The organism is Streptomyces sp. MGP-BFMKR1, from assembly GCF_057766585.1.
The window spans coordinates 640757-655929 of sequence record NZ_CM173408.1 but is presented as its reverse complement, the minus strand read 5'-3'; the positions used below and the strand labels follow the sequence as shown (position 1 = coordinate 655929).

At 74.9% G+C, this 15173-nt stretch carries 12 protein-coding genes; 8 read left to right on the top strand and 4 right to left on the bottom strand.

Annotated elements, in window-relative coordinates; all coding sequences use genetic code 11:
• Positions 1-284 precede the first annotated feature (284 nt).
• A complete protein-coding gene (locus tag AC3CHW_RS02290) occupies positions 285-431 on the bottom strand; it encodes a hypothetical protein (RefSeq protein ID WP_176165380.1) in 147 nt (48 codons plus the stop codon).
• 288 nt (positions 432-719) lie between these two features.
• Between AC3CHW_RS02290 and AC3CHW_RS02285 the strand changes: the two genes are divergently transcribed.
• From AC3CHW_RS02285 to AC3CHW_RS02260, 6 genes are all read left to right on the top strand, one after another.
• Entirely contained in the window at positions 720-2990 is a 2271-nt protein-coding gene (locus AC3CHW_RS02285; RefSeq protein ID WP_488469371.1) for a serine/threonine-protein kinase, read from the top strand.
• 71 nt (positions 2991-3061) lie between these two features.
• Positions 3062-3547 (top strand): nitroreductase family deazaflavin-dependent oxidoreductase, encoded by a 486-nt coding sequence (locus AC3CHW_RS02280; RefSeq protein ID WP_488469370.1) that lies wholly within the window; start codon positions 3062-3064, stop codon positions 3545-3547.
• Positions 3547-4257 carry a gamma subclass chorismate mutase AroQ gene (gene aroQ, locus AC3CHW_RS02275; protein WP_488469369.1) on the top strand — a complete coding sequence of 237 codons (711 nt, stop codon included), beginning with the start codon at positions 3547-3549 and terminating at the stop codon, positions 4255-4257. Before AC3CHW_RS02280 ends, aroQ begins: the two co-directional genes overlap by 1 nt.
• Positions 4258-4496: 239 nt before the next feature.
• Positions 4497-4736: a DUF397 domain-containing protein gene (locus tag AC3CHW_RS02270; protein WP_398607079.1), complete on the top strand. Its 240-nt coding sequence runs from the start codon at positions 4497-4499 to the stop codon at positions 4734-4736.
• A 201-nt stretch (positions 4737-4937) separates the two neighbouring features.
• Positions 4938-5486 (top strand): GNAT family N-acetyltransferase, encoded by a 549-nt coding sequence (locus AC3CHW_RS02265; RefSeq protein ID WP_488469368.1) that lies wholly within the window; start codon positions 4938-4940, stop codon positions 5484-5486.
• Between the two features lie 193 nt (positions 5487-5679).
• The gene (locus AC3CHW_RS02260; RefSeq protein WP_277318813.1) at positions 5680-6177 is read left to right on the top strand and encodes a hypothetical protein; all 498 of its coding nucleotides are present in this window, start codon (positions 5680-5682) and stop codon (positions 6175-6177) included.
• Between the two features lie 110 nt (positions 6178-6287).
• On the opposite strand, the gene AC3CHW_RS02255 is transcribed toward AC3CHW_RS02260, so the two are convergent.
• Both AC3CHW_RS02255 and AC3CHW_RS02250 read right to left on the bottom strand, forming a co-directional pair.
• Positions 6288-8294, bottom strand: coding sequence for an N-acetylmuramoyl-L-alanine amidase (locus AC3CHW_RS02255; RefSeq protein ID WP_488470940.1), 2007 nt, complete (start codon positions 8292-8294; stop codon positions 6288-6290).
• A gap of 247 nt (positions 8295-8541) precedes the next feature.
• Positions 8542-9651: an aminoglycoside phosphotransferase family protein gene (locus tag AC3CHW_RS02250; RefSeq protein ID WP_488469367.1), complete on the bottom strand. Its 1110-nt coding sequence runs from the start codon at positions 9649-9651 to the stop codon at positions 8542-8544.
• A gap of 422 nt (positions 9652-10073) precedes the next feature.
• Between AC3CHW_RS02250 and AC3CHW_RS02245 the strand changes: the two genes are divergently transcribed.
• Complete coding sequence (locus AC3CHW_RS02245) at positions 10074-11552, top strand: DNA-binding protein NsdB (protein ID WP_398607082.1); 1479 nt, start codon at positions 10074-10076, stop codon at positions 11550-11552.
• A gap of 327 nt (positions 11553-11879) precedes the next feature.
• Here the strand turns inward: AC3CHW_RS02245 and AC3CHW_RS02240 are convergent, their stop codons facing one another.
• On the bottom strand, positions 11880-13337 hold the full coding sequence (locus AC3CHW_RS02240) for a PP2C family protein-serine/threonine phosphatase (protein WP_488469366.1): 1458 nt from the start codon (positions 13335-13337) through the stop codon (positions 11880-11882).
• A gap of 309 nt (positions 13338-13646) precedes the next feature.
• Here AC3CHW_RS02240 and AC3CHW_RS02235 point away from each other — a divergent pair, with 309 nt between their 5' ends.
• The gene (locus AC3CHW_RS02235) at positions 13647-15074 is read left to right on the top strand and encodes a HEAT repeat domain-containing protein (protein WP_488469365.1); all 1428 of its coding nucleotides are present in this window, start codon (positions 13647-13649) and stop codon (positions 15072-15074) included.
• The last annotated feature ends 99 nt before the right edge of the window (positions 15075-15173 follow it).

The following is a 15173-nucleotide window of genomic DNA, read 5'->3' as shown; positions in this document are numbered from 1 at the left end:
CGCCTTGAGGCGGGCGACCCACGATGGCCCAACGCGCTACCGCACTCGGCGTACGCCCCGGGAGCAGGCGGGACCGGTGGCGCCGGCGCGTGACGGCGACCGGGCGGGCCCTGGCCCGGCGACCGGCGCCCCGCTGGTCCGCGCGCCCGGCGGGCGCGCCGAGGGGCGCGCCACGCCGGGCGCCGGCGCGACCTGCCACCCGCTGCCGCCCCCGCGCCCCCGAGCACCCACCGGCGTGCGCGTGCGCACCGACCCGGCCGCCGCGCCACCGGCGCGCGCCGCCCCTAGCGCCGGCCCCGCAGCCGGCGCAGAAGCTGCTGGGCCTGGGCCCGCTTGCGGGGATCGGACGCCGCGCGCTTGCCCCCCGCCACCAGCTTGCGCCCCTGGGGGCTGCTCGCGAACGCCTTGATGCGACTCAGCAAGCCCGACATGGCTCCTCCATCCGTTCGTTGGCCGTACGACACGGCCTCATGGCCGACCATACGCGCCGCCGGCCACGGCCCTGACCCGCACGGCACCCGGCGACGCGCGGACCGTGTACCCGGCTCCACAGGCCGGCAATCGCGCCCAGCCGGTCCCGCCGGGAGCGCCGTCGCGGCCCGCGGCGGCGCAACCGCCCCTTACTCGCCTGCGTGCCGCTCGGCCCGGCGGCCATACTGGACGGACAGGGGAGGCACGGCAACACACGACGGGGGCGACGGCAGCCGATGGCGGATTCGATGGCGGAGACCAGGCTGATCCAGGGCCGGTACCAGCTTCTCGACATCATCGGGCGGGGCGGCATGGGCGAAGTGTGGCGGGCCCGTGACACCTCGCTCGGCCGCCTCGTCGCCGTCAAGTGCCTCAAGCCGATAGGCCCCCAGCACGACGCGTCCTACCTGAGCGTGCTGCGCGAACGCTTCCGCCGCGAGGCGCGGGTGGCCGCCTCGCTCCAGCACCGCGGGGTGACCGTGGTGCACGACTTCGGCGAGCACGAGGGCATTCTCTACCTCGTGATGGAGCTGCTCGAAGGGCGCAACCTCAGCCAGCTCCTCGACGACAGCCAGCCGCACCCGCTGCCCGTGGCCGACACGGTGGACATCGCCGAGCAGGTCAGCCACGCCCTGGCCTACACCCACCAGCAGGGCATCGTGCACCGCGACCTGAAACCCGCCAACATCATGCGGCTGACCGACGGCACGGTGAAGATCTGCGACTTCGGCATCGCGCGCCTCGGCCACGACATCGGCTTCACCTCCCGGCTGACCGGCACCGGCATCGCCATGGGCACCCCGCACTACATGTCGCCCGAGCAGATCGCCGGCGGCCTGGTGGACCACCGCAGCGACCTGTACTCGCTCGGCTGCGTGCTCTACGAACTGGCCACCGGTGCCCCGCCGTTCGACCACGACGACGCCTGGGCCGTGCTCGTCGGCCACCGCGACACCCCGCCGCAGCCGCCGCGCGTCCTCCGCCCCGAGCTGCCCACGCCGTTCGCGGACGTCGTCCTGGACCTGCTGGCCAAGGCCCCGGAGCGGCGCCCGGGCGACGCGGCCACGCTCGCCACCCGCATCGCCGCCAGCCGCGCCAGGATGGCGGCGGCCGGCCAGGTGCCCGCCGGCGCCCCCGCCGCCCGCGTCGCCCCCGGCCCGGCCACCGCCCCGGCCGCCAGCGCCCCGGCCGTCGACCCCGACCTGCCCCGGTGGGCCCGGCACATCACCACCGGCACCAAGGCCATGGGCAGCGGCACGGTCGTCGAACAGCCGCTGGACCGCACCGCGGGCCTCACCGGCGCGTGGACGGGCCCCCACGCCAACCTGCCCGAGGCCCCGCCCGTCCCCGAACCCCAGCGCCCCACCCCGCCCCCGGGCGTGCTCGACCGACTCGCCATCCGCCACCACGCCGGGCTCAGCTTCGCCCGCCTCGGCCGCTGGGAGGACGCGGCCGAGGTGCACCGCGCGGTGGCCGCCGAGCGGGAACAGGCGCTCGGCCCCGACCACCCCGACACCCTGGCCAGCCGCTACGAGGTCGCCTTCACGCTCAGCCGGCTCGGCCAGCCGGCCGAGGCGCTGCGCGAGTACGGGCGGGTGGCCGAGGGCCGCGAGCGCGTCCTCGGCCCGGACCACCCCGAGACCCTCGCGGCCCGCCAGGAGAGCGCGTACGTGCTCAGCCAACTCGGCCGCCACCAGGAGGCGCACGAGGTGTACGGCGTCGTACTCGCCGCCCGCGAGCGCGTCATGGGCCCCGACCACCCCGACACCCTGCGCTGTCGGCACAACCTGGCCTTCAACCTCAGCCGCCTCGGCCGCCTGGACGAGTCGTACCGCATGGCGCGGGAGGTGGCCGACGCCCGGACCAGGGTGCTGGGCGCCCTGCACCCGGACACCCTCGTCACCCGGTACGAGGTGGCCTACGCGCTCGGCCAACTCGGCCGCTCCGAGGAGGCCCTGCGCGCCTACCGGGAGGTGGCCGCCGCCCGCGAGGAGGCGCTCGGCGCCGACCACCCGGACACCCTCGCGGCCCGCTACGAGGTGGGCATCAGCCTCGGCCGACTGGGCCGCAGCGAAGAGGCCCTCACGCTCTACCAGGGCCTGACCGCCGACCGGGCGCGGGTGCACGGCGCCGACGACCCGGAGACCCTGCGCGCCCGACACGGCCTCGGCGTCAACCTCGGCCGCCTCGGGCGCTGGGAGGAGGCGCTGGACGAGGCGCGGGACGTGTGCGCCATCCGCGAGCGCGTGCTCGGCCGCGACCACCCCGACACCCTGGTCAGCCGCCGCGAGGTGGCCGTCTGCCTGGGCTGGCTCGACCGCTGGCCGGACGCGCTGACGGCCTACCACGAGGTCGCCTCGGCCCGCGCCCGCGTCCTCGGCCCCGACCACCCGGACACCCTGGCCAGCCGCAACGACGAGGCCCAGTGCCTGGAGCGGCTCGGCCGCCACGAGGAGGCGGTCGCCGTCTACCGCCAGGCAGCCGCCCTGCACCACGGCGCGCCCCCGCGCGACGACTAGTGGGGGTGCGACCGCGCGGCACCTGTGGTGAGCTACCCCACACGTTCCGTACGCGACGAGGGGTGAAGGCGATGCCGCTAGAGGGTGAGTACGCACCGCATCCGGTGCGGTGGGTGCGCGAACAGGTCGCGTTGTACGAGAGTTCGGGCGGCACCCGGGGGGCGACGCTGTGGGACACGGGCCTGCCCGTCGTCATCCTCACGACGCGCGGCGCGCGGAGCGGCAGGATCCGCAAGATCCCGCTGATGCGCGTGGAACACGAGGGACGGTACGCGGCCGTGGCCTCGAACGGCGGCTCCCCGCGCCACCCGCTCTGGTACGCCAACGTCGCCTCCGACCCGCACGTCGAGCTGCAGGACGGCGCCGTGCGCCGGGACATGACGGCCCGTGAGGTCACCGGGGAGGAGAAGGCCGCGTGGTGGGAGCGGGCGGTCGCCGCGTACCCGCCGTACGCCGAGTACCAGGAGAAGACCGACCGCGTGATCCCCGTCTTCGTGCTGGAGGCCACGCCCCCGACCGGGCCGGCCGACGCCCCACCGCCGGCGACGGGAAGCTGATGCGTGCGGTGCGCGACGTGCCCCGCTCGCGGGCCGTACTGATCGGCACCCTCGCCGTGCTCGCGCTCGCCGCCGCGCCCCGGGCGGCGACGGCCGCGCCGGCGCACGACCGTGGCCCAACACCGTTCGCAAGCGGGGCACTTGTTGTTGAGACATCGAGCCACGCCCCGCCCGCGCCGGCCTGGGCCGGGCCGCGCGGCGCGCTGCGACCGCTGGCCGAGCTGTCGGCGCGGCGGCTGCGGACCGCCGACCTGGTGGCCGCGGCGAAGTGGGGGACCGGGCAGCCCATCGACGACCCGGAGCGCGAACGACAGGTCCTGGCCGCCGTCGCCCGGCAGGCGGGCGAGGTGGGCGGCGACCCGGTGGCGACGGTCGCCGTCTTCCGGGACCAGATCGAGGCGAACAAGCTCGTCCAGCGCGCCCTGCACCGCCGGTGGCGCGCCGCGCCGGACCAGGCCCCGACCGAACGACCCGACCTGGCCCGGGTCCGGGCGGAGATCAACCGGATCAACGGCGGCCTCGTCCGCGCCGTCGCCGCCTCCGAACCCGCCCGCACCGCCTGGCTGTGCCCCGTCGCGCTGCTGCCCGAGGCCGCCCGCGCGCACCGGGACCAGGCGCTGGACGGACCGCACGGCGTGGCCCTCGCACGCGCTCTGCGCTCGGTGTGCGCGCCACCACCCATCGCCTCGGCCGGGACGCTGGCCCCGTAGCCCCGTAGCCCCGTTAGTCGGGACGCGTCGCGTCGTGTGGACGGTCGTCGCCCGGCCATCACGCCTCCGTCGCCGTTCGGTTGCCGATCCTCCCCGTCTTGGGCGCAACTTCTCCGCGCCTCGTACGGGTGTGCGGCTGCTCCTCCCGGTGCGGTCGGGCATCTTCCGCAGTGACCTGTCCCGCGGCCCCGACCCGTGGATAGGCTGACTCCGGATGACGAACCGGGAGGAGCACGGACGTGGCCGACAGCACCACTGAACAAACACTGGCGGGCGGCAAGAAGCCGCAACTCGACCTCAGCGACGCGCAGTGGCAGTCGAGCAGCCAGGGATCGGGTGACGTCCAGATCGCCTTCGTCGAGGGGTACATCGCGATGCGGGACGGCCGTCACCCGGAGGGCCCCGCGCTGATCTTCACCCCTGCCGAGTGGCGTGCCTTCGTACTCGGCGCGCGTGACGGCGAGTTCGACCTGACCTGACCCAGGGGGCCACCCGCCGTGGCCCACCGCCGGGCCCCGCCGGCCCGGCCCGCAGGACCCCGCCCGGCGCCGCACCGGCGTCAGGGCACACGAGCTGCCCCGGCCGCGCACCAGCGGCCCGGGCAGCTCGCGCGCGTCCACGCCAGCCCACGGCCCACACCGCCGCCATCCGCAGAGCGGCCGTCTGCCTAGGGTGCCCCCATGACCGTGCCCACGCCCTGGCCCGCCGCGACCCCGCTGACGACGCCGCGCCTGCGCCTGGAGCCGCTCCGCCGCGCACACGCGCGCGAGGCGGTGGGCGTCTTCGACGACGTCCGGCTGCACACCTGGACCGGCGGGGCGCCCAGCTCGCTCGCGCGGCTCGAAGACCGGTACGCCCGCCAGGAGGCGGGCCGGTCGCCGGACGGCAGCCAGGGATGGCTGAACTGGATCCTGCGCCGGAGAGCGGACGGGCAGGTGGTCGGCACCGTCCAGGCGACGCTGAACCGCCCGGCCACGGGAGGGCTGGAGGCGTCGCTCGCCTGGGTGGTCGGCGTCCCCTACCAGGGCAGCGGCTACGCGCGCGAGGGGGCGCTCGCGATGGCGAGTTGGCTGCGGAACCTGGGAGTGACCGGGCTGGTCGCGTACATCCACCCACGCCACGACGCCTCCATGGCCATCGCCCGGGCGCTTGGCCTGACCGCGTCCGACGAGGTGGTGGACGGCGAGATCCGCTGGAACACCACGGGCGGGCCGCGCGCCACCCCCTGAGCCCGCGCGCCCGCCGAGCCGGCGACCGGAGGCCCGCCGCCACCGGCGGTCAGCGGTCCGGCACCGCCGGTTCTTCTGTAGTCGTGGATAAATTAACCGGGGCTTTCGATCTTCGATAACCGTGGCCGAGGGATCGCGCTGGGCGACTCCCCGGGCGCCGCACGCCCTCCCTCCGGGCACGTACCATGTCGGCATGTCGTTTCTCCGCCGCCGCAGCGCCGCCACGCCGACAGGTCCGGACTTCGATGTCCTCGCCATGGACCCGGGGGACTGGCCCGGCGACCTGGGGGCCGGGCTGCTGCCCGCGCCGGACGGTAGCTGTCAGGGCGTGTTCCTGCGGTACGACCTGTTCGGCGGACGCGGGCCCGCGATGATCATCGGGAACCTGCCGGCCGGCTCGCCCGTCCGCGAGGTGGGCGAGGGCGTGCCCTTCGAGGTGACGCAGCTCCTGGACGCGCTGGGCAACGACGAGCCCGTGCAGGTCGTCTCGTCCGAGGACAGCCCCGTGATGCACGAGGACAACCTGCTGATCGTGCGCCGCATCAAGCTCTCCGAGAGCCGGGTCTCCTGCGTGCAGTTCGACCGCAGCGACGGCGTCCTGGTCACCATCGCGAGCTGGGACCGGCCCATCACCGACGACCTCTACCGGCTCCTGAAGCCGCTGCCGGCGGAACTCTTCCAGCAGGGCTGACGACAGGCGAGCCACGACCGGGCGAGCCCCCGACGGCGAACCCGCGACATCCGACGAGGCCCCCGGCGCATCGGCGCACCGGGGGCCTTCGCCTACCCCCTCCCGTCCGGCTACCGCCCCGAGGGCCGCACCGTCACGTCCGCCGCCCGCACGAACGCCACCCGGTGCCCGAACTGGATCTGGTAGTACGTCTCCTCGCCGCGCACCACCTTGTGCCCGGCCGGGTCGAAGGTCGTCGCCCACAGGTACTCGCCCCGGGTCCGCAGCCCCACCGCGTACCGCTGGCCCGCCTTCAGCGCGTACGGCAGCGGCGACACCGCCTGTACCGGCACGCCCTGCGGGTAGGCCGCCGGCTCCGGGTACGCCCGGCCGTACACCGGCACCTCGCTCCTGCCGGGCCGTGGCGTCACCACCCAGCCGGCGGCGTGCACGGCCGTCGGCCGCTGAGCGGGGTTGTGGAACCACGCGCGCTGGCCCAGGTACCAGATCGCCGTCCAGTCGCCCTCGCGCCCGGCCACCGCGTAGCGCTGACCGGTGGAGGCGCGGGCGCCGGTGTCGTTGACCCCGGTCGTCGCCGGCGACCCGTCCGGGCGCAGCCCCACGTCCGAGACCAGCGGCGCGTCCGCGCGCGGCGCGGTGTGCAGCCGCACGGCGCCGGAGCCGTGCGGCGCGCACGGCTGGCCCGGCTTACCGCAGTCGGTGTAGTCCGGCTGGTGCCGGTCGTAGTCCGGGCGGATGGTGACCAGCCCGCCGTCGGGCCCCGCCGTCTGCCGCAGCGGGGCGCCGAGCAGCCGGAAGTAGTGCGCCCAGTCCCAGTACGGGCCGGGATCGGTGTGCATGCCCCTGATGGACGAGGTGACGGTGCCCGGCACGTTGTCGTGGCCCAGGATGTGCTGCCGGTCCAGCGGGACGTCGTACCGCCGGGCCAGATAGCGCACCAGCCGCGCCGACGACCGGTACATCGCCTCGGTGTACCAGGCGTCCGGCGCCGTCAGGAACCCCTCGTGCTCAAGGCCCACCGACTTGGCGTTGACGTACCAGTTGCCGGCGTGCCAGCCGACGTCCCTGGTCGGCACGTGCTGCGCGATGTGCCCGTCCGAGGCCCGCAGGGTGTAGTGCCAGGAGACGTACGTCGGGTCCTGCACCAGCTTGAGCGCGGTGTCCCAGTAGCCCTCCGTGTCGTGCACGATGATGTAGTCGATCCGCTGCGACGCGGGGCGGTCGGCCTTGTCGTGGTTGCCGTAGTCGCCGTCCCCGAGCTCCTGGTACGGCGCGGGCACCGACTCGCAGGACACGCCGCGCGGACACTCGACGCCCGGCCCCCGCTCACCGGCGGGCAGGCCGAGCCGGCGCAGCGTCGCGACGTCGGGGCGCAGGCCGGGGTGCCGGTCGAGCCGCACCCGCTCACCCGCGTCGGTGGTGCGCTGGGCCCCGGTGCGCAGCACCGCGTACACCTCGTCCGCGAACGCTTTGGCCGTCGCGGTGTCGGCGGCCCCGGCGTAGTCGGCGACCGCCGCGTACCAGCGGGCCGGATCGGGGCTGAGCGGCAGGTTGAGACGTTTCTGCGCGGCGGCGAGCAGCGCCGCGCCGCCGTGCACGTTGGCCGCGGGGCTCTCCCGCAGCTCCCGGGCCGGCAACCCGGTCAGCCGCTGGGCCCGCTCCAGGGTGCGCAGGCGCGCCGGCAGGTCGTCCGCCGCGGGCGGCTCGGGTGGTACGGGGGTCGCCCTCCAGGGCGTTCGCGCGTCGTCCCCCCGCGGGTCCTCGGCACCGTGCGCGTGGTGCGTGGCCGAGGTCAGCGCCGTGGCCGCGTCGGTGAGGTGCATCGGCCCGTAGCCACCGCCGACGCTGGGCGCGCCCCGGTGGCCGTCCCAGCGGGACTGGAGGTACGAGACGCCGAGCAGCACCTCGCGCGGCACGTCGTAGCGCTCCGCCGCGGCCGTGAACGCCTGCTGGAGCCCGCCGCCGCGCGGCTGGTCGGCCGTGGCCGTGGGGGCCGCGGCCAGCAGCGGCAGGAGCAGGGCGATCGACGCCGTGGCGCTGAACGCGCGCGATGACGGCCGGGCACGACGGCCGGCGTAGCCGCTCGCCGCCGTTCGTTTCCGGGTGAATCCTGGCAACCTTGGCAACGCAGCCTCCTCAAGCTGAGCCGTAGCTCCCACGCGGGGTGGCGCGCGGGAGCGATCGGGCGTGCGGGGCTGAACCCACTTAGAGGTAGCTGCTGGCGAGGGGCTCGTCAATCACGTCCGAGCCGGTTTCTCAACTGACCTTCGTGCCAGGGCGCGTTGCCCCTGTCGGCGCCGTGTCGCGGCGGCGCCGGCAGGGGCGGTGAGATCCACGCCGGCTCAGCGCCGGCTCAGCGCCGGCTCAGCGCGTGCCGACCGCGGCGCGCACGGCACGCCGCGCGAGCGCGCAGTCGTCGTGCAGCCGCCGCAACAACAGTCGCTGCCGCTCACCGGCCCCGGCGCCCGGCTCGCCGGGGGCCGCCGGGGCGGGATCGCGCATCGTGCGCTGCACGGCCGTCTCGTACATGCGGATCTCCCGGGTCAGCACCAGCATGAGGTTGACCAGGAACGCGTCCCGCGCCGCGCACCCCGCGCTCTGCGCCAACTGGGAGATCTGCCGCCGCGCGAGCGCGGCGTCGGCGCCCACCACCACCCACAGGGTGGCCAGGTCGTAGCCCGGCAGGTACCACCCCGCGTGGTCCCAGTCGATCAGCGCCGCCCCCGACGGCGTGAACAGCATGTTCGAGAGCACCGCCTCGCCGTGGCAGAACTGCCCCTGGGTCTGCCGGCCCTGGGCCTGCGCGATGCCGTGCAGCAGCTTCTGGAGATCGCCGATGTCCCGGTCGGTCAGCAGCCCCAGCTCGTGGTAGCGGGCCAGTCGGGCGGCGTAGTCGATGGGAGCGTCGAACAGGCCGGGCGGCGGGCGCCAGGCGTTGACCCGGTGGATCGCGGCGAGCGCGCTGCGCAGGTCGGTGCGCGGCGGCGGCTCGGTCGGATGCCGTTGCGGGGTCGTGACCCGCCCCGGCACGCGCTCCATGACCAGCGTGCAGTTGTCGGGGTCGGCGGCGATGAGCCGTGGTACGCGCACCGGCGGGCGGTGCCGTACGAAGGCCCGGTAAGCAGCTATTTCGTGATGGAACCGGTCCGCCCAGGCCGGGGAGTGGTCGAGCAGACACTTCGCGACCGCCGTGGTCCGCCCCGTCGTGCCGACCAGGAGGACCGAGCGCCCGCCGCGACGCAACACCTGGACGGGGTTGAACTCGGGACAGACCCGGTGCACCGCCGCGATGGCCGTCCGCAACCGGGCCCCCTGCGGGCCGGACAGGTCGAGCCTCCCGTTCAGCGGCTGGGGAAGGGCGCCCTCAGCGCGTCGCGCCCGTCCGCCGCGGCTGGGATCGAGGTACGGCCCGCCGCCGGCGTGTGGGCGATGCGGCCGAAGAGGGGCGGACACGGGGGACGGTGCTGTGTACATGGGCGAGACAGATCCCTTCGTGTGCCGGCAAGTGCGTGCGCTCCAGACCCGGAGGTGACCGCACCCTGGGGAATGCGGTCCGCCTGCCGGGCTGGTGCCCCGGCGCGCGGACACGGTGCGCAAGCCCGGAACAGGGTGGCGCCGCCGTGGCGGGCCCCGGCACTGTCGTGACGGTTCCTGGGAGGGGCCGCGCCGGCTCGGGAGCCGGCACGCCACGCGCCGCCCTGCCGCGAAGCCCGCGACATCACCGCACGTGGTTGCGTCACCTGAGCCCGAAAGCCAGGGGAGGGTGGCGCGTTCCTACAGGACACCCGCGCACGGGTGGCACACCATCTGGCGGACCCTGGCGAACCCTGGCGAATGCTCGCTACCCCCCACCCCTGGGGCTACTGTCAACTCAGCCGAGAACCTGGGGGCTTGACGTGACGAGGGAACCCAACACCCGTCTTTCGGACCTGTTCGGCCTCGCCGGCTGGTCCAAGGGGGAACTCGCGAGACTCGTGAACCGGCAGGCGGCGGCCATGGGCCATCCGCAACTGGCGACCGACACCTCGCGGGTGCGGCGATGGATCGAGACCGGCGAGACGCCTCGCGATCCCGTACCGAAGGTGTTGGCCGCCCTGTTCACCGAGCGACTCGGTCGTGTCGTGACCATCGAGGACCTCGGATTCGGCCGCCATGGACGCGCGGGTAAAGGGCAAGCCCACGACGCTCTGCCCTGGGCGCCCGGGCGTACGGCCCAGGTCCTCACCGAATTCACGGGAATGGACCTCATGTTCAACCGACGCAGCCTGGTGGGCGCGGGAGCCGCGCTCACCGCGGGCTCCGTGCTCAGCAGCGCCATGTACGACTGGCTGCACGCCGATCCCGCCCTGTCAACCGACGCCCCCTTCCACCCCGGTTCGCACGCCGCCGACCACGCCAGTTTCGACCGCTACGAGGCGGCGCCCGTGGGCTCCGCCGAGATCGAGGCGCTGGAGAAGTCCGTTGACATCTTCCGCGCCTGGGACGCCTCCCGTGGTGGCGGACTCCAGCGCAAGGCGGTGGTGGGCCAGCTCAACGAGGTGGGCGGCATGCTCGCCTACCACCACCCGCCGCATCTCCAGCGCAGGTTGTGGGGGGTGGCGGCCAACCTGGCGGTCCTGGCCGGCTGGATGTCCCACGACGTGGGCCTTGAGCCCACCGCCCAGAAGTACTTCGTGATCGCCGCCCACGCCGCGCGCGAGGGGGGCGACCGTCCCCGGGCCGGTGAGGCGCTGTCCCGGGCCGCACGGCAGATGGTGCACCTCGGACGGCCCGACGAGGCCCTGGACCTCATGAAGCTGGCCAAGTCCGGCTCGGGCGAGGAGGCCCTGCCGCGCACCCGCGCCATGCTGCACACCATCGAGGCGTGGGCCCAGGCGTCGATGGGCCGAGGCCAGGCCATGCGCCGCACGCTGGGCGAGGCGGAGGAACTCTTCGTCTCGGACAAGGGCGACGTGCCGCCGCCGAGTTGGATGCAGATGTTCGACGAGGCCGACCTGCACGGCATGCAGGCCCTGGCGTACCGCACGCTCGCCGAACACGAGCCCGGTGCCGCGGTCGTCGCGCAGCACCACGCGAAGGAGGCGCTGCGGCTGCGCGTGGGGGGCCGGGAGCGGTCGCAGATCTTCGACCACATCTCCATGGCCTCGGCCTGCTTCATCGACGACGAGCCGGAAAAAGGCGACCGCTACGCGCGGTTGGCCCTGGTCACCATCGGCGAGACATCCTCACTGCGCACCTGGGACCGGCTGCGCGAGATGTACCGGCTCACCGGACAGTACGCGAGCCAGGCGCAGATCCGGAACCTGCGGGAGGAGATCAAGGAGGCGCTGCCGCATCGCGGTGGCGAAGGACCGGAGCGCGGGGCCACCGTCTGACGGCCCGTCGCCACGACCTTCACCCTCTCCCGAGGCCCTCGTCACGCAGGCCGACGCGGGCCCGTACGCGATGGCCGACCCGACTGCGGGAGTTGACCCGGGGTCACCCAGGTCCGAGCCCGCCGGTGGGCGGGGCCACGTAAGCGCATGGCACACCGGTCAGCGACGCGGTCGCCGCGAGCGGGGCAGGCACGGCCGCCGTGGGGCACTGTGGCGTGACCAGCGCGCGCCCACCACCGTGCCGGGTGGCCGGGGCCGACGCACGACCGACGGTGTGGTCGTACCTCGCACGAACCCCCGCCGTGGCGGTGTGCGGGCGGTGGCGGCTCATGCGTCGGGGCCGATCCGGGCGATGAGGACACACGCGTCGTCCTCGCGCTCCTCGTTGCCGAAGATCTCGGCGACGCTCCGCACGCACTCCTGTGCCGTACGGGCCGAGGCGAACCGGTCGGCGAGGCGCAGCAGCCGCTCGGCTCCCGTCGCGTCACCGACCAGCGGGCCTCGGGGCGCCAGCCCGTCGGTGTGCAGGACGAGCATGTCGCCCGGCTCCAGCACCTCGGTGCGCTGGGTGTACGTCGCCCCGGAGGTGGCGCCGAGCAGCACGCCCTCCGGCGGTCGCAGCGACCACCCCGCTCCGCCGCGGAACAGCAGCGGGGCGGGGTGACCGGCCTGGGACCAGGTGAGGGTGTGGGCGCGGGGGTCGTAGAGGGCGCAGATGGCGCTGCCGAGCGCCGGTTGGGGCGCGGCGTCGAGCATGTGGTTCAGGAACCCCATCAGCGGGCCCGGCTCCACGCCGGCCACGGCCATCCCGCGCAGCGCGCCGAGCAGGGTGGCCATGCCCGAGGTGGCGGCCACCCCGTGGCCGGTCAGGTCGCCGACGCTGAGCAGGGTGCGCCCGTCGGGCAGGTGCAGCGCGTCGTACCAGTCGCCGCCGATCAGCGCGCTGATGGCGGAGGGGAAGTAGTGGGCCGCGAGGTCGAGGGAGTCCTCGCCCGTCGGGTGCGGCAGGCGCAGCGAGCCGCGCCAGGGGGGGAGGACGGCCTCCTGGAGTTCGACCGCGAGGCGGTGCTCGGTCTGCGCGATGTGCCGCTCGCGCTGGAGGGAGTCGCGGGACTCGCGCACGGCCTGCTGGCTGCGGCGCAGCGCGCTGACGTCGCGCAGCACGGCCCACATGGAGCCGGTGCTTCCGTCGGCTTCGAGGACCGGCTCGCCCATCATGTGCACCGTGCGCTCGCGCGGGCCCGGGCCCATGATGCGGAACTCGCCGTCGATCGGCGTGCCGTCCACCAGGCAGTCGGTGACCATCGCGGTCAGCGCCGCCTGGTCCGCGGGGTGCACCCACGAGGGCAGCTCGTCCAGGGAGAGGCCGCCGTCGGCCGGCTGCCGCCCGAAGATCTCGTAGAGCTCCGGCGACCAGGTCACCTCGTCGGTGAGCAGGTTCCACTCGGCGCTGCCGACGCGGCTCAGCAACGAGCGGTGCTCGGGCTCCGGCGGCGCGGCGGGGCGGCGCTCGCGGGGCGGCGTCTCCTCGAGGTCGGTCGGCACTCCCTCGCGAAGCTGTCCCAGGTGCTCGCCGAGATCGTCCAGGTGGTGGACGGCCAACTCGCACAGGGCGCGCTGCCAGCGGGCGCGCGGATCCTCGAAATGCTCGTCCTCGACCCCGGACCCACGGCGGACGGCGTCCAGGCCGCCGCGCAGTCGGCGGGTCTGCGAGATCAGTGCGTCGAGGGCGCCGCGCTCGGGCGGCTGCGGTGCGGGACGGTCCGCGAAGAGGGGCGACGGCATGGGACGTACTCCGATACAGGCGCGGCGCGACCAGATTGGACGGAAGGGCCGGTGACGACTGTCGCACAGGCTGCGACGGACTGTAAGGGATTTGGCAATACCCGATACGGTGGTGCTCTTGACATATGCCAGCGGCCTCCCGTGGATATGCCGGGCACATTCGCGGAGCGAGGGCTTCCGGGTAGGCTGCGGCGCTCGGGACGCGTGGCCGCTGCCGTTCATCAGGCATACCGGCGCGGACATCGGCAAGAATGCCGATCGAAGGAAATCCCGTTGCCAGCCCAACCCCCCGCCCCGGATGCTGACCTCATGTTCGATCCAGACATAGCGCCCAGCGGCTCCCTACTCGGCCTCCTCCAGCGAGGCCGCGGTGACGGGACCCTGCACGCCCTCGCGGCACCGCGAGCCGAGGCGCTCGAAGCGCTGCACCACTGCGTGCTGCGCGATCCACGCCGCGACTGGCAGGTGGAGAACCGCTCGCTGTACTACGCCAGGCTCTGCATGGAGCTCGACGGCGGACTTGAAGAGATCGAACAACACCTCTTCCACCCGGACGACCTCATCGACACCGCCGAGGAGCGCACCGGGCTCGCCCTCGCCGTCCTCGGCCACCTCGCTTCGTACGGGCGCGATGACGCTCTGCACCTGCTGCGCCGGTACGCGGCGACGGGCGGCAACTGGCAGTGGGCCCTCGACGAGTTGGCGCTGCGGGACGACGACAGCGGGCTGCGCGCCCTCAGCGGCCTCGTGCTGGCCCGCTTCCCGCACACCCCCGAGGGGGAGGCCGCGCTCGCGACGGCGGCCAGGGACGCCTTCGAGCCACGCCCCTGGCGGCTGTGGGCGGAGGACACGTCCGAGCCGGGCAACGCCGCCCGCGTGCGCGCCGCCCTGGAGAGCGGCTGCTTCGACCGCTGGCAGCGGCAGCTCAGGCCGACCGGGCCACGGCCGGGTTGGAGCGTACGGGAGGTGCTCGACTGGGCCCAGCAGGGCCTGGACCAGCACCCCACGCAGGACCGGCAGGGACCGGCCGCCCGCTGCCTGACGGCCGTCGCCGGCCCCGACGACCACCCGGCCATCGTCGCCGCGGCCACCCACGGCCCCGACGCCGCGCGCGCCACCGCCCTGCGGTACCTGGCCGAACAGCACGCCCCCGAGTCGCTCGCCCTCATCGAGGCGGCGGCCGAGTCCCCCTCGTCCCTGGTGGCCGACGCGGCCATCGGCGCCTTCGAGCGCATGCGCAGCAACGCCTCGCTGATCAGGGCCCGGAACTGGGCGCGCCGCGACGACGCGCTCGGCTCCGCCGCCGCCTCGCTCCTCGCCCGCAGGGGCGGCCAGCGCGACGCCACCGTGGTGCTGAGCGCGCTGCGCCGCGTGGCGCGCACCGAGGGCCCCGACGCCGCGCCGCTGTGGGACCTGGTGGACGGGGCGGGCCGGCTCACCATCGCCTGCGCGGCGCCGGTGCTGCGCCACATCTACCGCGAGACCTCGTCCTCGCAGCTCCGCGGCAGGTCGGCGCGTGCGCTGGCGGCCACCGACCCGTCCTTCGCGGCCGGGTTCGCGGTGGAGTGCCTGTGGGACTGCGAGGAGTCGACCCGCGAACTCGCCGCCCGGCACGCCGCCACGGCCGACTCCCGCGTCGTGGACCAGTTGCGCCGGCTCGCCGCGGACCCGGCCGAGGAGGCCGAGGTGCAGACCGCCGTGCGCAGCCGGATCGACCCGGACACGGCCTCCCTCTGACCCCCCGGCGCCGGCCCTCGCCGCGCTGATCGCGAGCCGTCCCGAGCGCGGCCCCGGCGCACGCCCGCGCGCCTGGCCCGGGGCCCGACGGGCGCCCCC

Bases quoted from the DNA above. Each gene is read 5' to 3' on its own strand.
- AC3CHW_RS02290 (WP_176165380.1), bottom strand. From the start codon at position 431: ATGTCGGGCTTGCTGAGTCGCATCAAGGCGTTCGCGAGCAGCCCCCAG.
- AC3CHW_RS02285 (WP_488469371.1), top strand. From the start codon at position 720: ATGGCGGAGACCAGGCTGATCCAGGGCCGGTACCAGCTTCTCGACATC.
- AC3CHW_RS02280 (WP_488469370.1), top strand. From the start codon at position 3,062: ATGCCGCTAGAGGGTGAGTACGCACCGCATCCGGTGCGGTGGGTGCGC.
- aroQ (WP_488469369.1), top strand. From the start codon at position 3,547: ATGCGTGCGGTGCGCGACGTGCCCCGCTCGCGGGCCGTACTGATCGGC.
- AC3CHW_RS02265 (WP_488469368.1), top strand. From the start codon at position 4,938: ATGACCGTGCCCACGCCCTGGCCCGCCGCGACCCCGCTGACGACGCCG.
- AC3CHW_RS02260 (WP_277318813.1), top strand. From the start codon at position 5,680: ATGTCGTTTCTCCGCCGCCGCAGCGCCGCCACGCCGACAGGTCCGGAC.
- AC3CHW_RS02250 (WP_488469367.1), bottom strand. From the start codon at position 9,651: ATGTACACAGCACCGTCCCCCGTGTCCGCCCCTCTTCGGCCGCATCGC.
- AC3CHW_RS02240 (WP_488469366.1), bottom strand. From the start codon at position 13,337: ATGCCGTCGCCCCTCTTCGCGGACCGTCCCGCACCGCAGCCGCCCGAG.
- AC3CHW_RS02235 (WP_488469365.1), top strand. From the start codon at position 13,647: ATGTTCGATCCAGACATAGCGCCCAGCGGCTCCCTACTCGGCCTCCTC.